This window comes from Sulfitobacter sp. L-8 (assembly GCF_056859255.1).
On the sequence record NZ_JBSXOD010000045.1, the window covers coordinates 67,366 to 86,488 of the forward strand.

18 protein-coding genes are annotated in these 19,123 nt (G+C 54.0%); 10 read left to right on the plus strand and 8 right to left on the minus strand.

The window, feature by feature from the left end:
* Nucleotides 1-72 precede the first annotated feature (72 nt).
* A complete protein-coding gene (locus tag AC13DE_RS08490; protein ID WP_446295914.1) occupies nt 73-1,173 on the minus strand; it encodes an ABC transporter ATP-binding protein in 1,101 nt (366 codons plus the stop codon).
* A gap of 248 nt (nt 1,174-1,421) precedes the next feature.
* Here AC13DE_RS08490 and AC13DE_RS08495 point away from each other — a divergent pair, with 248 nt between their 5' ends.
* Both AC13DE_RS08495 and argE read left to right on the plus strand, forming a co-directional pair.
* Nucleotides 1,422-2,603 (plus strand): M24 family metallopeptidase, encoded by a 1,182-nt coding sequence (locus AC13DE_RS08495; protein ID WP_446295916.1) that lies wholly within the window; start codon nt 1,422-1,424, stop codon nt 2,601-2,603.
* Complete coding sequence (gene argE / locus AC13DE_RS08500; protein ID WP_446314396.1) at nt 2,600-3,754, plus strand: acetylornithine deacetylase; 1,155 nt, start codon at nt 2,600-2,602, stop codon at nt 3,752-3,754. Before AC13DE_RS08495 ends, argE begins: the two co-directional genes overlap by 4 nt.
* 30 nt (nt 3,755-3,784) lie before the next feature.
* Here argE and AC13DE_RS08505 read toward each other — a convergent pair whose 3' ends face one another.
* Entirely contained in the window at nt 3,785-5,215 is a 1,431-nt protein-coding gene (locus AC13DE_RS08505) for an aspartate aminotransferase family protein (protein WP_483047561.1), read from the minus strand.
* A 112-nt stretch (nt 5,216-5,327) separates the two neighbouring features.
* Nucleotides 5,328-6,008, minus strand: coding sequence for a GntR family transcriptional regulator (locus AC13DE_RS08510; RefSeq protein WP_483047562.1), 681 nt, complete (start codon nt 6,006-6,008; stop codon nt 5,328-5,330).
* Between the two features lie 146 nt (nt 6,009-6,154).
* On the opposite strand from AC13DE_RS08510, the gene AC13DE_RS08515 reads away from it, so the two are divergent.
* The 6 genes from AC13DE_RS08515 (at nt 6,155) to AC13DE_RS08540 (ending at nt 12,860) form a co-directional block, all read left to right on the plus strand.
* Entirely contained in the window at nt 6,155-7,240 is a 1,086-nt protein-coding gene (locus tag AC13DE_RS08515; RefSeq protein WP_446295920.1) for a polyamine ABC transporter substrate-binding protein, read from the plus strand.
* Between the two features lie 86 nt (nt 7,241-7,326).
* Nucleotides 7,327-8,454 carry an ABC transporter ATP-binding protein gene (locus tag AC13DE_RS08520; RefSeq protein WP_483047563.1) on the plus strand — a complete coding sequence of 376 codons (1,128 nt, stop codon included), beginning with the start codon at nt 7,327-7,329 and terminating at the stop codon, nt 8,452-8,454.
* 2 nt (nt 8,455-8,456) lie between these two features.
* The gene (locus AC13DE_RS08525; protein WP_446306372.1) at nt 8,457-9,332 is read left to right on the plus strand and encodes an ABC transporter permease subunit; all 876 of its coding nucleotides are present in this window, start codon (nt 8,457-8,459) and stop codon (nt 9,330-9,332) included.
* The gene (locus tag AC13DE_RS08530; RefSeq protein ID WP_446296970.1) at nt 9,329-10,150 is read left to right on the plus strand and encodes an ABC transporter permease; all 822 of its coding nucleotides are present in this window, start codon (nt 9,329-9,331) and stop codon (nt 10,148-10,150) included. Before AC13DE_RS08525 ends, AC13DE_RS08530 begins: the two co-directional genes overlap by 4 nt.
* Complete coding sequence (locus tag AC13DE_RS08535) at nt 10,147-11,475, plus strand: NAD(P)/FAD-dependent oxidoreductase (protein WP_483047564.1); 1,329 nt, start codon at nt 10,147-10,149, stop codon at nt 11,473-11,475. Before AC13DE_RS08530 ends, AC13DE_RS08535 begins: the two co-directional genes overlap by 4 nt.
* A gap of 65 nt (nt 11,476-11,540) precedes the next feature.
* A complete protein-coding gene (locus tag AC13DE_RS08540) occupies nt 11,541-12,860 on the plus strand; it encodes a UDP-glucose dehydrogenase family protein (RefSeq protein WP_483047565.1) in 1,320 nt (439 codons plus the stop codon).
* 12 nt (nt 12,861-12,872) lie between these two features.
* Here the strand turns inward: AC13DE_RS08540 and trhO are convergent, their stop codons facing one another.
* The gene (gene trhO / locus AC13DE_RS08545; RefSeq protein ID WP_446296973.1) at nt 12,873-13,772 is read right to left on the minus strand and encodes an oxygen-dependent tRNA uridine(34) hydroxylase TrhO; all 900 of its coding nucleotides are present in this window, start codon (nt 13,770-13,772) and stop codon (nt 12,873-12,875) included.
* A gap of 102 nt (nt 13,773-13,874) precedes the next feature.
* Between trhO and pncA the strand changes: the two genes are divergently transcribed.
* Both pncA and pncB read left to right on the plus strand, forming a co-directional pair.
* Nucleotides 13,875-14,471, plus strand: coding sequence for a bifunctional nicotinamidase/pyrazinamidase (gene pncA, locus AC13DE_RS08550; RefSeq protein WP_483047566.1), 597 nt, complete (start codon nt 13,875-13,877; stop codon nt 14,469-14,471).
* Nucleotides 14,472-14,576: 105 nt separating this feature from the next.
* Nucleotides 14,577-15,869, plus strand: a complete 1,293-nt coding sequence (gene pncB, locus AC13DE_RS08555; RefSeq protein WP_446314351.1) for a nicotinate phosphoribosyltransferase — start codon at nt 14,577-14,579, stop codon at nt 15,867-15,869.
* 81 nt (nt 15,870-15,950) lie between these two features.
* On the opposite strand, the gene AC13DE_RS08560 is transcribed toward pncB, so the two are convergent.
* The 4 genes from AC13DE_RS08560 to AC13DE_RS08575 form a co-directional block, all read right to left on the minus strand.
* Nucleotides 15,951-16,592 carry a nicotinate phosphoribosyltransferase gene (locus AC13DE_RS08560; protein ID WP_416879633.1) on the minus strand — a complete coding sequence of 214 codons (642 nt, stop codon included), beginning with the start codon at nt 16,590-16,592 and terminating at the stop codon, nt 15,951-15,953.
* A 205-nt stretch (nt 16,593-16,797) separates the two neighbouring features.
* Nucleotides 16,798-17,220, minus strand: a complete 423-nt coding sequence (gene arfB / locus AC13DE_RS08565) for an alternative ribosome rescue aminoacyl-tRNA hydrolase ArfB (protein ID WP_483047567.1) — start codon at nt 17,218-17,220, stop codon at nt 16,798-16,800.
* A gap of 376 nt (nt 17,221-17,596) precedes the next feature.
* On the minus strand, nt 17,597-18,217 hold the full coding sequence (locus AC13DE_RS08570; protein ID WP_483047568.1) for a queuosine precursor transporter: 621 nt from the start codon (nt 18,215-18,217) through the stop codon (nt 17,597-17,599).
* A gap of 84 nt (nt 18,218-18,301) precedes the next feature.
* Nucleotides 18,302-19,099: an esterase-like activity of phytase family protein gene (locus tag AC13DE_RS08575; protein ID WP_446296979.1), complete on the minus strand. Its 798-nt coding sequence runs from the start codon at nt 19,097-19,099 to the stop codon at nt 18,302-18,304.
* Nucleotides 19,100-19,123: the final 24 nt, after the last annotated feature.

The following is a 19,123-nucleotide window of genomic DNA, read 5'->3' on the forward strand; positions in this document are numbered from 1 at the left end:
CTGTGATATCGGGCTTAATCACAGCCTCGTGCTATACCGCCGATCGTTGGGCGGTGATCCGTCGCCTGACGCCTAGGCGTCCAGCGCACGGCAATCTTCTGCGAGCCAGCCGATTTCTATTTGCTGACCTGGCTGCAAGCGCACTTGATCAGGTGCGTTGCGTGTCTTGATAATAAAGTTGTCCGTACCGGCGACACGCAGACGCGTGCGGAAAATGTCGCCCATATAAACAAATTCAAGCACTTCGGCCTTAAGAGTATGCGCGCCTTCCGGCATTCGGTCCTTGTTGAACTCAACCCGCTCGGGGCGGATCGAAACGCGGGTGCGTTCACCGGCCTGTGTCACGTTGATCGGCTTTGCCTCGATCATGCCGCCGCCGTCCAGTTGAACAAGACACGTGCCGCCTTTGATCTCTTTCACCACACCTTCCAGGGTGTTGTTTTCACCGATGAACTGCGCAACAAAGCTGTTTTCCGGTTCTTCGTAAAGCTGATCCGGCGGGGCAAGTTGCTGGATCCGGCCGTTCTCGAACACGGCCACCCGATCTGACATGGTCAGCGCTTCGGTTTGGTCGTGGGTGACGTATACCACTGTAATTCCCAATTCGTGGGCAAGGTGTGTGATTTCAAATTGCAGGGTTTCGCGAAGCTGCTTGTCAAGCGCACCAAGTGGTTCGTCCATCAACACCAGTTCGGGTTCGAAAACCAAGGCGCGCGCCAACGCGACGCGCTGCTGTTGCCCCCCGGATAGCTGCGCAGGGCGGCGACCACCGAAATCACCCATCTGCACGCGATCGAGCGCCGTCTTGACCTTTTGCTCACGCACGGATTTTCCGATTTTGCGAACCTCAAGCGGAAAGGCGAGGTTTTCGGCAACGGTCATGTGCGGGAACAGCGCATAGTTCTGGAAGACCATGCCGATGCCGCGTTTGTGCGGCGGGATGTTGTTGATCGACTTGCCATCAAGACGGATGTCGCCATGGGTGGCCGTTTCAAAACCGGCAAGCATCATCAGGCAGGTCGTTTTGCCTGATCCTGATGGGCCTAGCATTGTGAGAAATTCGCCCTTGGGCATAGACAGGTTCAGGTCTTTTACAACAAGATTTTCACCGTCATAACTTTTTTGCACGCGTTCGAATTCGACAAACGCATTTGTTGCTGAAGTATCTGCCAAAAGTTGGCTCCCCGTTGGTTGTGACGTTATTGCGCCCTCATTGACCCAAAGTTAAAGCGGGGTGGCTTGTTGTTTGCAACCAATTAACGACAGTTTTGGGCAGAACGCGCCAATTGCGGGAAGAAAATCGGTATTTATTAAATATTCAGTTTATTTGCCCGCTATCTAAGCAGTATCAGTTTCGGTATTCGTTTGCTCGTCGCCCAAAGTTGACGCACTCTGGCCTGAATGACCCTAGGACAACTATAATGCCTGCACTAGATTTGCCGTTCTCCTCCGCAGAATATGACCGCCGACTGGATCTGGTTCGTGCCGAAATGGCCGATCGTGGGCTGGACGCGCTGTTTGTTACGGACCCAAGTAACCAAGCCTGGTTAACAGGATATGACGGTTGGTCATTTTATGTGCACCAAGGCGTGATCGTGCTCCCCGACGCGGAGCCGATATGGTGGGGGCGCAATCAAGACACCAACGGTGCCTTGCGCACTGTCTGGATGACCGCCGATTCGGTTCGCGGCTATGCCGATGGCTTTGTACAGGCGACCGACAAGCACCCCATGCAGGATCTGGCTGTACATCTGGCGGCTGCCGGGGTCGAGGCGGGTCGTATAGGCGTGGAGATGGATAACTATTACTATTCCGCCAAGGCTCACGCGGCACTTGTTGCGAGTTTGCCAAAGGCCCAGTTGGTCGATGCGACGGCCCTGGTAAACTGGAAGCGCGCGGTGAAGTCGGAACCCGAGCTGGCGTTCATGCGCAAGGCGGCTCTTATTTCCGAAAAAATCGTGGACGGCCTGCTGGAAAGAGTGGAGCCTGGTGTCCCCAAGAACGAGATCGTCGCAGAGATATACCGCGATGCGATTCGAGGTGTTGATGGGGCATGGGGCGATTATCCGGCAATCGTGCCATTGCTGCCCTCCGGGTCCGATGCGGCTGCACCGCACCTTACCTGGGACGGACGGCCTTTCGCCACCGGCGAGGCAACATTCTTTGAAATATCCGGGTGTTATCGCCGCTATCACGCGCCATTTTGCCGGACGCTGTTTCTGGGGACACCTCCTGATTTTCTGAAACGCGCCGAAGCGGCGCTGGTCGAAGGGATGGAAGCAGGGTTGGAAATTGCCCGCGCCGGAAACCGTGCGTGCGATATAGCCAATGCATTGGCCGCGCCATTGGAAAAGGCCGGCATCGAAAGGGGCGCACGCTGTGGGTATCCAATCGGCCTCAGCTATCCACCGGATTGGGGCGAGCGGACAATTTCTCTCCGTGCTGAGGACGAAACCGTGCTTGAACCGAACATGACATTTCACTTTATGCCCGGTCTTTGGATGAAGGATTGGGGTATCGAGATCACGGAGAGCATTCGGATCAGACAAGACGGAGCCGCCGAGACATTTTGCAATCGCCCACGTAAAATGTTTGTTAAATGACCCTACAGGCGACTGTTGATCTACTGGAACGGCTGATCGCTTACCCGACAGTTTCCACTGATAGCAACCTGGAGCTGATCCTCGACCTTTCGGGGCGAATGCAATCGCTGGGTGCCCGAACGCATATCTTTGGCGACGAGACAGGCACCAAGGCGACGCTTTTCGCTTCGCTGGGGCCAGACGAGCCTGGGGGAATTTTGCTGTCGGGGCATTCGGACGTGGTCCCTGTAACGGATCAGGACTGGACCAGCGACCCGTTCGAGATGCGCCGGGCTGATGGGCTTCTTTACGGTCGCGGCACCTGCGACATGAAGGGGTTCATCGCCGCGTCTATCGTCATGGCGGAGCGATATGCGGCAATGCCTCTTAAGCGACCTGTTCATTTTGCCTTTACCTATGATGAAGAGACCGGATGTCTGGGCGCACAGGCGTTGATACCTGAGCTGAACAGGCTGGGTATCAAGCCCGATATCGCGATCATCGGAGAGCCGACGGAGATGCGCGTCATCGAAGGCCACAAAGGATGCTGTGAATATACCACCCGCTTTGAAGGGCTGGAGGGGCACGGGTCCTCGCCCGAGCTAGGTGTGAACGCGGCGGAATACGCGGTGCGGTATGTGACACGGCTTATGGAACTGCGCGGCGACTTGCGCGCGCGTACTCCCATAGGCAGCCGGTTCGACCCGCCTTATACCACGATCAACATCGGCCGGGTCCAAGGTGGCCACGCACATAATGTCATCGTCGGCAAAGCCGAAGTGGATTGGGAATTCCGACCAGTTCAAGACAGCGATATGCGCTTTGTGAAATCAGCGATGGAGGCGTTCGTGACGGATGAGCTGTTGCCTCAGATGCGCGCCGTATATCCACAGGCTGATATCGCAATGGAAACCGTGGGTGAAGTGCCGGGCCTGGAGCCGATGACCGAGAATGCGGCCCGTGATTTGATGGCGACGCTGCTTGGCGCGAATTCTGCCGGAGTGGTGCCGTTTGGCACCGAAGCCGGCCTGTTTCAACAAATGGGAATGGATGTCATCCTTTGTGGGCCAGGGTCCATTGCGCAGGCCCACAAGCCGGATGAATTCGTCAGCCTTGATCAGCTGGAAATGTGCCTGGGGATGCTGGAAAGGCTTGGCGACAGATTGGTGTAGCGGCACGATCGCAGACCGTGCCGCAGACTCTTAGCCCAAAGGCGTTTCATGATCATGGGCATGATCTTCGGCGGCCTTGAGCAGATCATCTTCCTTGAGCGCTTTATAAGTTTCATCCAGCGCCTTGGTCGCACGGGTCATGAATACCTTGATTTCTTCGGGGGTAATGACCAAGGGCGGAGAGATGATCATCCGGTCGCCGACGTGGCGCATCACCAAATCGTTGGCGAAACACCGTTCACGGCAGATGTATCCTACAACACCCGCATCGCCCGCGAACTTTGACCGGGTCTCCTTGCGGGGTGACAGCGGCAAGGACGCCATCAGGCCTGCGACGTTTGCAGTGCCGACCAATGGATGTTCAGCCAGCTTAGACAAGCCTTCCCTCAACGCCGGACCGGCCACGTTGTTGACGTGGTCCAATATGTTTTCGTCTTGAATTATGCGAAGATTTTCCAAAGCGACAGCTGCACATACCGGGTGGCCAGAATACGTATAGCCATGGTTGAATTCGCCGCTGTTGATCACATGGGCAATTTCGTCACATACGATCGATCCGCCGATGGGCTGATAACCGGAGCTCAGACCCTTTGCGATGGTCATGATATGAGGGGTAATACCAACGGTTTGCGAACCGAACCAGTTGCCGGTCCGCCCAAACCCACAAATGACTTCATCCGCGATAATCAGCACATCATACTTGTCGCAAATTCGCTGGATCTCGGGCCAATACGTGCTGGGTGGGATGATAACGCCACCGGCACCCTGAATGGGTTCTCCAATGAACGCGGCAACCTTGTCGGGCCCAAGTTCGAGTATTTTCGCCTCAAGCTCTTGTGCTCGGGACAGGCCGAATTCTTCGGGGGTCTGATCACCACCTTCAGCCCACCAGTCGGGTTGATTGATGTGGTGAATCCCGGGGATCGGCAGGCCCCCCTGTTCGTGCATATAAGTCATCCCACCCAACGACCCCGACCCCATTGACGACCCGTGATAGGCATTCTTGCGGCTGATGAAATGTGATTTCTCGGGTTTGCCTTTCATCGCCCAATAGGTGCGCACCATTCGAATGTTCGTGTCATTCGCCTCGGAACCCGAACCGGCAAAGAAGACATGATTCAGATCGCCGGGGGCAAGGCTGGCGATTTCCTTGGCCAAGGCAAGCGCAGGCACATGCGTTGTCATGAAGAAGGTGTTGTAATAGTTCAGTTCCAACATCTGCCGTGCCGCGACATCGGCCATCTCTTGTCGGCCATAACCGATATTGACGCACCATAGCCCGGCCATGCCATCGAGAATTTGGTTACCTTCGCTATCGGTCAGATAGACGCCCTTCCCCCCGGTAATGATGCGCGCACCTTTCTGGGCCAGTTCATCATTGGTCGTGAAGGGGTGCATATGGTGGGCGGCGTCCAATGCTTGAAGCTCGGCTGTAGGCATATGGTTGGTGATATGGGACATGAAGGAGCACCTAAAATTACTGCGAAATTTGTAGAGGCTAGAATATGATCAAATTATGCAGAGTCAATCGAATCGCGCCTGTTCCGTGATCCGTTGGACAGTGTCGTTCGACTTAAAGCGATGCCCGTATCTGACGCATCCCCTGCGCCACGTCTTCTTCCATCGCCGCCGCCGCCGCCACATCATCATTCGCCTCAAACGCGGCAAGCAGGTCGGCATGTTTGTCGGGCAGGTTCAGGGTCCCAAAGCGCCCGCACACCACACGGAGTGAGGGACCAAACAACAGCCAAAGCCGATCGACGCTTTCAGCCATTATCGGCGCATCGGCACAACGGTATACCTCGTTGTGAAACCGGTAATTATGCGTGAGGTAGTCCCCGATATTGCCGCCGGAAATGGCATCGTTCAACGCTGAGTCGATCTGAACCAACCTTGCAAGAAACGTAGGGGTCATCCGAACGGCGGCACGGCGTGCAAGCTCCCCTTCAAGGTGTTTACGCATAAAACCCATTTCTTTGACGCCGGCCTGCGTGAGAACGGGAACGGACACACGCCTGTTGCCCTGATGGACCAACGCACCCTCCGCTATCAACCGGCGCAGCGCTTCGCGGACAGGGGTCATTCCTGCGCTGAGTGTGGCAGCAAGGCCCTGTATCGTGACAGGTTGACCGGGTGCCAGATCGCCGAACAAAATGCATGCGCGCAAGCGTTCATAGACATGTTGGTGTGCGGGCACCTTGGGGGAAATATCGAGGACCTGTTGAGAGCTAATGGTGGTGTCATTAAGGATCATCGGATCTGCCCAAATTGTGTACAGCAATCATTGCATGCGCGGCATACGCATGCCTATTTTTATAAATCATCTTGTCGCAAGACGCAAAACTTGATCAAATTAGATAAAGGCCTGGACCAACCGAGCCTATCGTAAGGGAGTTTACAATGAAATATGGTTTGCTTGGCGGCATCGCCACAATCGCATTCATCGGCACCACCGCTATCAGCGAAGAGGTGCGTGTCTATAACTGGTCTGATTATATTGACGAAGAATTGCTGCAAAAGTTTGAGGACGAAACCGGTTACGACCTGATCTATGACGTCTTTGACAGCAACGAAGTTCTTGAGACCAAGATGCTGGCGGGTGGCTCGGGATATGATGTGGTGGTCCCGTCGGGAACGTTCCTACAACGACAGATTTCAGCCGGCGCGTTTCAAAAACTTGATAAATCCAAGCTACCTAACATCAAGAACATGTGGGATGTGATCGATGCACGGGTCGCTAAATATGACCCCGGTAACGAGTACGCGATTAACTATATGTGGGGCACAACCGGCATTGGGGTGAACATTAATAAAGTCAAAGAAGTCCTGGGTGATGACGCACCCGTTGATTCTCTCGCGCTGATTTTTGATCCCGCAAACATGGAAAAGCTTTCGCAATGCGGTGTGCAGTTTCTGGACGCACCGGTCGAGATGATCCCGGCAGCGCTGAAGTATATTGGCGAAGACCCGGACGCCCAAGATGTTGACACGATACAGAAAACCGAGCCTGTTCTGGCCGCGGTGGCTCCCTTCGTTCAAAAGTTCCATAGCTCGGAGTATATCAATGCGTTGGCAAACGGGGACATTTGCGTAGCCTTCGGCTGGTCCGGCGATATCTTGCAAGCTCGGGATCGGGCGGCTGAGGCGGACAATGGTGTTGAAATCGAATACCACGCCCCCAAAGAAGGGGCCTTGATGTGGTTCGACAATATGGCAATCCCGATTGATGCGCCAAATCCGGAGGGGGCGCATAAGTTTCTCAATTTCATCATGGATGCGCAGAACATGGCAGCGGCGTCAAACTACGTCTATTATGCTAATGGCAACAAGGCGAGCCAAGAGTTTCTGGTCGAAGACGTGATCGGGGATTCCGCGATCTATCCTGACGCGGCAACGTTGGAAAATCTTTATACGACCTCACCTTACCCACCCAAAGTTCAGCGTGTGGTGACGCGCTTGTGGACCAAGGTGAAGTCGGGAACTTAACGCGACATGAAAGAGGATGGGGCAACCGTGCCCCATCTTTTTCTCTTCCCATGCCCGTTCTGGGCTGTGTAAAGGATTAGCCCAAAGTGAGCCAAACCAATTTTTCCCCTTGGGACGACCCAAATGGTAAGCCACTGATAAGATTTAATAATGTTACGAAGAAATTTGGTGAATTCGTCGCAATTGATGGTTTGACGCTGGATATCTATGAGCGCGAATTTTTTGCGCTGCTGGGGCCTTCGGGCTGTGGCAAGACAACCATGATGCGAATGCTGGCCGGGTTCGAAAATCCTACGTCCGGAACGATGGAATTGGCAGGCAAGAACATCGCCGGTGTTCCGCCCAACAAGCGCGCAGTGAACATGATGTTTCAGTCCTATGCGTTGTTTCCGCATCTTACCGTGTGGGATAACATAGCATTCGGGCTAAAGCGCGGCGGGGTACCCAAACAGCAAATAGTAACGCGTGTTGAAGAGATGCTGAAGCTTACCCGTCTGACGAAATTTGCACGGCGCAAACCACATCAGATATCCGGGGGGCAGCGTCAACGGGTCGCTTTGGCGCGCTCATTGGCGAAAGCTCCGAAATTGTTGCTGCTGGATGAACCATTGGGCGCGCTGGACAAAAAATTGCGCCAGGACACGCAGTTTGAATTGATGGATATCCAAGAGAGTACGGGTACAACTTTTGTAATTGTGACACACGATCAAGAAGAAGCGATGACCGTTGCCAGCCGTGTTGCGGTGATGGACGAGGGGCGTATCATCCAAGTGGCGACACCGGACAGAATATACGAAGCCCCTAACTCGGTTTATGTCGCGGACTTCATCGGTGACGTCAATATTATCGAAGGCACGGTCAAACCTGCTGGCGAAGACCTTTATCATATCGACTGGAACGCAAGTCAGGCCCCGCTCTTGGCAGCTTCGGAGCGTCCGTTCAGCGATGGGCAAACCGCTCATCTGGCCATTCGGCCCGAGAAGATCACGATATCAACCGAGCAGCCGGTAGATGCCAAGAACACGGCAAAAGGGACTGTATTGGATATTGCCTATCTGGGAAACCTAAGCACCTATTATGTTCAGCTTGAGGGTGGGCAAATTGTTAAGGCGCAAACCGCCAATACCCGCCGTTTGTCACGCCGTTCAATTACATGGGAAGATCAGGTCTGGATATCTTGGAGCGCTACCGCTGGCGTGTTGTTAGACCAATGAATATCCGCCGTTTTGTCCTTATCGCGGTGCCATATGCATGGTTGCTGGCGCTGTTTTTCATTCCTTTCTTTATCGTTCTTAAAATTTCATTGTCCGACTTGGCATTGGCGATCCCCCCGTATTCTCCGACGGTCAAGGATGGCATCCTTAATATGCTGTCTGCGTTTGATTTCGAGAATTTTACCTTTCTTGCGTCCGATGACCTGTATTGGAAGGCGTATCTAAGCAGTCTGAAGATTGCGTTAATTTCGACGGTACTTGCTCTGCTTGTCGGTTATCCGATGGCTTATGGCATGGCCCGCGCGCCAGACGAATGGCGTCCCACGCTTATGATGTTGGTGATCTTACCCTTTTGGACAAGCTTTTTGATCCGTGTGTATGCGTGGGTCGGCATTCTCAGTAATGAAGGGCTTTTGAACCAGTTGCTTTTGTGGCTGGGGTGGATTGACGCGCCATTGGCCATCATGAACACGACAACCGCAGTCTATATCGGAATTGTTTACACTTACCTGCCATTCATGATTCTGCCAATTTATGCGGCTCTGGATCGTCTGGATGAATCTCTGATAGAGGCGGCCGAGGACCTGGGTTGCTCACGCACCACAGCCTTTTGGCTTGTTACCGTCCCGTTATCTAGAAACGGCATTATTGCGGGCTGTTTCCTTGTGTTTATTCCCGCGCTGGGAGAGTTCGTTATTCCCTCGCTTCTGGGGGGATCCGGCACGCTGATGATCGGAAAGGTTTTGTTCGAGGAGTTCTTTAACAACCGGGATTGGCCGGTCGCCAGCGCGGTGGCGGTGGTGTTGTTGCTGATCTTGATTGTCCCGATCACGCTGTTTCAACGCAACCAGCAGCGCCAAGCAGAGGCAGACACATGAGGCGCGCCAGTTGGTTCAATGTCACGTCACTCACCTTGGGGTTTGCGTTTTTATACCTGCCGATGGTGCTATTGGTGTTCTACAGCTTCAACAGTTCGAAGCTGGTCACCGTCTGGGCAGGTTTCTCGACCAAATGGTACGGGGAACTTATCCGAAACGAAGCGTTTTTGGATGCGGCGGTGGTGACGTTGAAGGTCGCAGTAATCTCATCGACATTGGCGACAATTTTGGGAACGATGGCTGCTTATGTCCTGGTGCGCGGAGGGAAATTTCTGGGCCGTACCCTGTTTTCCGGGATGATCTATGCCCCACTGGTAATGCCAGAGGTCATCACCGGCCTGTCGCTGTTATTGCTGTTCATCGGCATTGGGCTGGACCGCGGCGTGTTGACCATCGTACTTGCGCATACAACGTTTTCAATGTGTTACGTCTCTGTTGTGGTGTCTTCGCGTCTGGTCACTTTTGACCGGTCGCTTGAGGAAGCCGCGCTTGATTTGGGCTGTTCTCCGTTTGACGCGTTCAGGTTGGTCACTTTGCCGATCATCGCCCCCGCTGTGATCTCGGGGTGGTTGCTCGCCTTTACCCTTTCTTTGGATGATTTGGTTATTGCTTCATTCACCACTGGCCCTTCTTCCACCACGCTGCCTATCAAGATCTGGAGCGCGGTCAGATTGGGCGTGTCACCCGAGATAAACGCATTATCCACAATAATGATCGGGGTGGTTACCGTGGGTGTGATCACGGCATCGCTGATTTCCAAGCGCAGGACGGTAAAGGCGCAGCAAGATTTGCAAGCGGCAGAGCGCGGGATTTCGTGAAGCATATCTTTGGAAAGTTCGCCTATGGTGACGCCCCGCGCTTGAATTGCTGGTGGAACCAAACCTGTGAAATTCCGACACGCCCGCCGCTTACCGGGGGGCAAAGCTGTGATGTTGCTATCATCGGTGGAGGTTTTACCGGGATATCTGCGGCTCTTCATCTCGCTAAGTTCGGCGTCAAAACTGTGGTCCTAGAAAATCACTACGTCGGATGGGGGGCATCGGGTAGAAATGGCGGTTTCTGTTGCCTGGGGGGAGGGCGGCTTGACGATACCGCATTGGATAAACAGTTTGGGCGGGTTGATCGTCTGGCATTCCGTTCCGCCGAAATGGCTGCGATCAACCTGGTGGATGCGCTGGTAAAACAGTATGACATCGATGTTGACCGACATTCGTCCGGAGAGACCGAGCTGGCGCACCGCGCGCGTGACATGGATTATCTGCGCAGGCGCGTTTCCGTAATCAAGGAAAACTATGGGCTCGACGCAACACTGGTTGAAAAGCATGAAATGGCGGCTTTGGGGACAAGCGGACCTTTCCATGGCGCATTGACGGTTCCGGCCGGATTTGCACTAAACCCGCTTAAATATCTAACCGGGATTGCAGCCGCTGCCGAAAAGGCGGGCGCTATCATCTATCATCATACGGGTGCGCAGCGGATCACTCGGACAGGCAACAAGCATCAAATTGAAACGTCAAGCGGCACAGTGACTGCTGACAAGATCATTTTGGCCACAAACGGTTATTCTTCCGAAGATCTGTCGCCGGATCTTTCCGGACGCTACATGCCGGCGCAATCTAGCGTTATCGTGACACGCCCATTATCGGATGACGAGCTTGAACAGGCAGGGTGGACGAGCCCCCAGATGGTCTATGACACCCGCAATCTTTTACATTATTTCCGGCTGATGCCGGATCGGCGAATGTTATTTGGAATGCGCGGCGGGTTAATGACCGGACCAAAGGCCGAAGTGCGTGCGCTGATGCGTGTCCGACGCGATTTCGAATTGATCTTTCCCGCGTGGAAAGGCGTAGAGACCCCCTATGGCTGGTCCGGTATGGTTTGCTTGGCGCGCAATCAAATGCCGTTCGTAGGGAAGCTCCCCCAATCGGAAAATCTGTATGCAAGCCTTTGTTACCATGGAAACGGCGTGGCCATGGGAAGCTATTGTGGCGCGCTCATCGCAGATGTGGTGTTGCGCAGGCCCTCACAAACACCGTATCCAGAAAGCATGAAAGGTCCGTTCGTGAAATTCGAGCTTGGTCGGTTAAGACGTATGCTGATGCCTATTGCATACCTTGGTTTTGCGATTGCAGATCGTTAAGTGTGAGAATAGCGCGCCTTGACTGACAGAGGTGGCGCAAAAAATTTATTTAGGAATATTATCCGATGAAGATTGCAATGATTGGCACCGGTTACGTTGGCTTGGTCTCTGGCGTTTGTTTTTCAGATTTTGGCCACGACGTTGTCTGCGTGGATAAAGACCCTCGGAAGATTGAACAGCTTAAACAAGGCATCGTGCCAATTTACGAACCGGGTCTCGAAGACCTGATGGCAAAGAATGTGAGCGCCGGCCGGCTATCGTTCACCGGTGAACTAGCCAGCGCCGTTGATGGTGCCGACGCGGTTTTCATTGCAGTCGGTACGCCGACGCGGCGCGGCGACGGACATGCTGACCTCACGTATGTCATGGCCGCGGCTGAGGAAATCGCCAACGCGATGACGGGCTATACGGTCGTGGTAACCAAATCGACGGTTCCGGTTGGGACAAATCGGCAGGTCAAACAGGTCGTTGCCAAAGCCAACCCGTCAGCCGATTTCGACGTCGCGTCAAACCCGGAGTTTCTGCGCGAAGGGGCAGCTATTGATGATTTCATGCGCCCTGACCGCGTCGTCGTAGGGGTGCAAAATGAACGTGCGGCGGATGTAATGAAAGATATTTACCGCCCGCTTTCTTTGCGCGAATTCCCGATCATGTCGACGGATCTGGAAAGCGCTGAAATGATAAAATATGCCGCCAATGCTTTTCTGGCGACCAAGATCACTTTTATTAACGAGATCGCAGCACTGTGTGAGCGTACGGGTGCCGACGTCAAGATGGTGTCAAAGGGGATGGGTCTGGACAATCGCATTGGGTCCAAATTTCTACACGCCGGTCCCGGTTACGGTGGTAGCTGCTTTCCAAAAGACACGCGAGCGTTGGCCCGTATGGGGCAGGACCATTCCGTGCCGATGCAACTGACCGAAACTGTGATCAAAGTGAATGACGAGGTTAAGCGCCGGATGATCGACAAGGTCGTCGATATATGCGACGGCTCGGTGAATGGAAAAACTATTGTGGTCTTGGGTGTCACGTTTAAACCGAATACGGACGATATGCGCGATGCGCCCAGCCTTACAATCGTTCCCTCGCTGGTTGGTAACGGCGCTAAGGTTCGGGTTGTAGACCCTCAGGGCAAGCGCGAGGGAGAGACGTTGTTGCCGGGTGTTTCATGGTTTGATGATGCTTATAAGGCAGTACAGAACGCGGATGCGCTGGTTATTCTTACCGAATGGAACGAATTTCGCGCTCTTGACCTGGAGCGTATGGCGAAACGGATGGCATCGCCGGCCATGGCCGACCTGCGCAACATCTACAGTCCAAAGGATGCGAAGCGCGCCGGGTTTTCATCTTATGTTTCAATCGGTCGCGACGGATTTGGCACCTGAATTCTATACCCGTTATAGTCGGTGGGTGGTGCCGCGGGCTTTGGCCAAAGCCATCTGGCGCTGCCTTTCACGAAATCGGTTCTTGTCGTCCTCAGAGGTCTCATTGACGCACTGGTGACAGCTTACGCCGGCTTCGTACCCTTCGCGCTCAGCGTCGGCCGGCAAGATCGGCCGGCGACAACCATGGCACAACACATGAGGTCCCTCCTTCAGACCGTGGCCCACGCTGACGCGGTTATCGAACACAAAGCAGTCGCCCTTCCAACTGCTGTCTTCCGGCGGGATTTCTTCAAGATACTTGAGGATCCCACCCTTGAGGTGAAATACGTCCTCTATGCCTTGACCAATCAGATAATTCGTCGATTTCTCGCAGCGGATGCCCCCGGTGCAAAACATTGCGATCTTTTTGTTGTGAAACCGGTCCTTATTGGCTTCCCACCACGCAGGGAATTCTCCAAAACTCTGGGTTTGGGGGTCAATGGCCCCCTCGAACGACCCGATCGAGACTTCGTAATCATTACGGGTGTCGATGACTGCGACGTCGTCACGACCGATCAGATTATTCCAGTCAGCCGGATCAACATAGTGTCCGACGCGTGCCAGCGGATCGACGTCTGGCTGGCCCATGGTGACTATCTCACGCTTCAGGCGGACCTTCATTTTGCTGAACAACGGATCTGTGGCGGTGCTTTCCTTCCACTCCAGATCGGAACAGCCCGGAAGCGAACGAATATGTGCAATCACAGCGTCGATGCCGTATCGCGGTCCGGCAATGGTGCCATTGATGCCTTCACCCGCGATCAGCAAAGTCCCTTTCACCGCGTGTTCATTGCACAGCGCCAACAACGGTTTGCGCAGGCTGTCAGGGTCGGAAAAACGACTAAAGTGGTAAAGTGCGGCTATTGTGTACATGGGCGCTCAGATACGCTTTAGCTTGGTTCCAGACAAGGGGGGCTTTGCTTGCTATATCCCGATAGGGGAAATGGCACGAGGCCTGTATAACAGGAGTGCAGCATGACCCATGCTTTGATCGTGATCGATGTACAGAACGACTTTTGCCCGGGCGGAGCTTTGGCGGTTCCCGAAGGTGACGCCATTATCGCCGGTATCAACGGAATGATGAAGCAAGCCGACGCGGTAATTTTAACGCAGGATTGGCACCCTGCCGGCCATTCTTCCTTTGCATCGTCTCATCCGGACCAGGCTCCCTACAGCGTTATCAAAATGGCGTATGGACCGCAGGTATTATGGCCTGACCACTGCATTCAAGGCAGCAACGGCGCGGCATTTCACCCTGACCTTGATCAATCAAGCGCCGATCTGATCATTCGCAAAGGCTATAATCCGGCCATCGACAGCTATTCGGCCTTTTTCGAGAATGATCACATCACGCCGACCGGGCTTGAGGGGTATCTGAGATCTAGGGATATAACCCGCTTGACGATCGTCGGTCTGGCGCTGGATTTCTGTGTGCATTTTTCTGCGGTGGACGCGGCGAGGCTCGGCTTTGACGTAACTGTGCGCCAAGATCTGTGCCGGGCGATTGATCTGGATGGATCGCTCGATGATGCGTTGACTGCGATGAGGTCAGCGGGGGTTAGTCTTGGCTAGTGTCCCTCGGGACGATCAGGGTCAGGTTTTGACGGGAACAGGCGTCAATTTGCTTGCTCCCCCATTTGCGATGCGCGACAAACACCGGCTAAAGGAGCCTTTATAATGGTCGACATCGCTAGCCGCGTCTGGAATCACAAATGGAAGATCGACCCGATTGTTCGATCCCTTATTGATACGGATTTTTACAAACTACTGATGTGCCAGTCAGTTTTCCGCAACAAACCCGATACGCAGGTGACCTTCAGCCTGATCAACCGATCAAAGCATGTGCCTCTTGCGGATCTTATCGACGAAGGCGAATTGCGTGAACAACTGGATCATATCCGGTCGCTCTCCCTGAGCCGTGGAGAAAGCACCTGGCTTCGCGGAAACACATTCTACGGCAAACGCCAGATGTTCCGACCCGATTTCATGGAGTGGTTCGAGGGGTTGCGCCTGCCGCCGTATCATCTGGAACGAAAGGGCGATCAGTACGAGCTGACGTTCGAAGGGAAATGGCATGAAGTCATGTTGTGGGAAATCCCTGCGCTCGCTGTCTTGATGGAACTTCGCGGGCGGGCCGTGCTGGATCGTATGGGTAAATTTGAGCTTCAGGTGCTTTATGCCCGCGCCATGACCCGAGTGTGGGAAAAGATCGAAGTCTTGCGCGAGATGCCTGGTCTTTCGATTGCCGATTTCGGAACGCGCCGACGCCATTCCTTCCTCTGGCAGGATTGGTGCGTGCAGGCAATGCAAGAAGGTCTGGGGAAAGCCTTTACCGGAACATCAAACTGCAAGATCGCCATGAGCCGTGAAGTCGAAGCCATTGGTACCAATGCACATGAACTGCCTATGGTTTACGCCGCGCTTGCACAAAGCGATGCGGCCTTGGCGCAAGCACCCTACGACGTCCTGCAAGACTGGCACGAAGAGCATGACGGAAACCTGAGGATTATTCTGCCGGACACCTATGGGACCAAGGGGTTTTTGGAAAACGCACCTGATTGGCTTGCCGGATGGACAGGCATTCGCATTGATAGCGGAGATCCTGCTACGGCGGCGCAGACCGCCATTGACTGGTGGAAGTCGCGTGGTGAAGACCCGAGCGAAAAACGGGTCATTTTCAGCGACGGCCTGGATGTCGACAAGATCAAGGAGTTGCACAGCCAATTCGCTGGCAAGGTCAAAGCTTCGTTTGGCTGGGGGACCTTGTTGACAAACGACTTTCGCGGTCTGGTTCCGGATGATGCGCTGGCTCCGTTCAGTCTGGTTTGCAAAGCGGTTGAGGCTAACGGGCAACCGACGGTCAAACTGTCAGACAACCCCAACAAGGCGATGGGCCCCGCAGACGAAATTGAGCGCTATAAACGCGTCTTTGGTGTCGGAGACCAGAAGGCGCAAGCAGTGTTGGTGTGACAAAAAGGAAGGGGCCGGTGAATTTCACCAGCCCCAGATGCTGTGCCCCTAAGAGCGGCAGCTAGAAGTTAGATCAACTTCTTATTTGCGGTCATCGACGACCAAAGTCAGTTCGCCGTTGGTACCGGAGCGAACAGCCACGATATCATCGACGGTATAACCTTCATCTTCGACTTTCGATTTCAGGTCAGGGTTGGCGTCGATTGCGCTACGCATTTTCGTTACGGAATCTTTTTGAGCTTCCAATGCGTTATCAAGCGATTTTGCTTCATTACCCGCATTTTTCTTCAAGTCGGATACAAGAACGGTATCGACTTTGGCATCCGCTTTGAAGTTTTTGATGTTGGTTTCAACTTCGGCGTTTGCAGAAGTATTGGAGCGCAGATCAGAAATCAGTTGGCCATAGTTCTCTTTAGCCATCTTTGATGTTTTATCGGCACCTTCTTTAGCTTTGTCTTTAACCATTTTGGCTTTGTCTTTGGCCATATCGGTCTTGTCTTTGGCCATATCGGTCATGTCTTTCGACATTTCTTTTGCGTCTTTGGTGAGGTCTTTTGTGGCGTTAGTCGATGCAGAACCTGATGCATTCACATCGGCACTTGCGCCATTTGAGGTTCCAACGCTCGCGCCCGCACCGGTACCGGTGGACGTTTGAGCAATTGCTGCCGTCGACATACCGGTTGCCAACAGAGTAGCGATCAGGGTTTTTGAAGTAAGTTTCATCTCAATTCTCCTCAACGTTAATTATTTCCAGACACGTTCTGTGCGTCTGCTGGGGTAACGTCGAAAATCTGGTTCAGTTCCGGGGTATATATTGCCGTGTGGCAAAGCTCCGCCTGACGCTTCATAAAATCGGCGAAACTCTGCAAGCGTCTGAAAATGAAGATAATGTGATGGAACGTTGTTGTTTGAAAATAGTATCGGCCGGCTAGGATGGCGGGTCGACCTTTCCGCGCAAGGCCTTGATTTCGCCTCTGGTTTTTTTGGCCTTCAAGCGACGCTTTTTCGACCCGAGTGTAGGTCGGGTGGCGATGCGCCTTTTCGGGGGCTTCAGAGCGGCTTGAATCAAATCCTTCAGCCTGTCACGCGCAATTTCCCGGTTCCTTCCTTGGCTGCGCGTTTCATCACATTGAATGACCAACGCCCCCTCATTGGTCCACCGGCGCCCTGCCAATCTTCGCAACCGGTTCTTGACGGGAACGGTCAGTGAAGGGGAGGTTGCGGCCTCGAAGCGTAGTTCTACCGCGCTTGAAACCTTGTTCACGTTCTGCCCGCCCGGACCAGAGGCGCGCATGAAGCTCTCGGAAAGCTCCCAATCCTGAATGGCAACGTTATCGGTAATGTGCAGCACGGCCTTCTCCTTGGGCGCATTATCATATCACAGATCACAAAGGTGAAGGGTAGGGGCAAAGAAAAGGGCCGCCCTGAACGGAGCGGCCCAATCGAAGGGATGCAGGAGGTGAGATCGGTTAGATCAATGATCCACCTGGATGGTATCAGCCGTTAAGGGCTGCCTTAACGGGTACCCTCCCAAGCTGTTCCGACACCTCGCTCCAATACCGTTCTTGACACTGGATCACCTCCTTTACATTTGTTGAACTCAGTCAAATGTTTGCACGAGAACACGAAAATTCAAAACGTTTTTTTTCGGGGTGCGGAAAGGGTATTCGTCTGGGATTACTGCCGCCACTCAACAAGGGTGCGTTTGTCGCTAATCCTAAGTGACGTCAGCGATACCCGGCCAGCCTTTTGGTGACCAGGCGGAAGGGCACGAGCGCCACCAGTGCCAGGCCCAGCTTTACCGACCAATCGGCGACGGCAAGAGATACCCAAAGCGGTGCCATCGGCCCAATACTTAATAGCGGAAGCTGTTCGGCCGCCCAGGTGACGTCGGTGGCCGGGTGCACAAACGAAAGCGACCCAGCAAAGGCAATCGAAAAGAAAAGAATCGTGTCGAGGGTACTGCTCACAAGCGTGCTGGTCAGCGGCGCACGCCACCACTTGCCGGACTGTAATGATGTAAAGATCGCCACATCAACAAGCTGCGCCGTAAGGAAGGCGGTACCTGAAGCGACGGCAATTCGCACGGTGACAAGCGGCCCGAACTCACCCGAAATCTGAGTACCGATGAGCGAGCAGATCAGCCCCACGATAAAGCCAGCCAAAACAACGCGGCGTGCAGCCGCCGCGCCGTATACGCGGTTCATCACATCAGTAACAAGAAACGCGAAAGGATAGGTGAACGCACCCCAAGTCAGCCATTGGCCGAATAGAAATTGAACAAGGATATTCGAGGCTACTACGATAGCTGCCATGGCAATAATGCCGGGAAGGTAAGTGCGCGTCATAAATAGTTGCCTGTCGGGTGTGTGGCTTTACCTGTTCGGATCACAGGTCACCTTGCTTTAAAAGCATCATCCGGGTGGTGCAAGTTATTGCGCAACGATGAATTCGATCACTTGCGTTTGCTGGATCGCTAGAAAGTTGTCGTCCGACAGAACCGTCAAGCGGGTTCGGCCCGCTGGGTCACGCCAGACCGAAATCGCTTCGAGGTTATCGTAATGGGCCGGAAATGACTGCATCAACGTCTCTGCTGCCAAGTCAGATTTACTAAGGTCAAAGCGTCGAATGCGACTGCGAAAGCCAAGCGGGGTCACGGTGCGTTCAAGCAAATACAGATTACCGGCATCATCAAAATCGGCTCCGACAGGCAGGAATGGGCCGCGCCGGGGGATACGTGTTTGCATCACCCAAGCCCCGTCACGATACGCGTAGAGCGGAAAGAAATCTTTGCCTGACTCTTCGGGCAAGGCGAAAAGCGTTCCATCCGGATGGATTGCCAAAGCTTCGATTCCCGCGTTGTCGCTCAGGGTCTCTGCACCGGGTGCGTTTGCCACAGGGGTCGTCACGCCATTGGAAATGTCGAGCGTCGTAATCCGGTGCTGCCCCTCGAAGCTGACGTAAGCCTGGCCATTCTTTCCGACCGCCAGACCTTCGGCATCTGTGAAGGGCTTTGCCAGAACTTGGCCAGTCGGGTCTCGTAGTGCCACAGAATGAATAACCTTCAGGCCGACCAGAACGCCCCTTTCGCGGACCATTTCAGCCCGGATCACCCGTCCATGATCGGTAATGGCCGTTAGCTCTTGGCCATCTGCGCTTATTTCGGCACCCGAGATGCCCCCGAACCACGGTGCATCATAAGCCCAAACCAGCATGGCGTCTTGCGACACGCCCCCCTTACCCCCCGCAGCAAG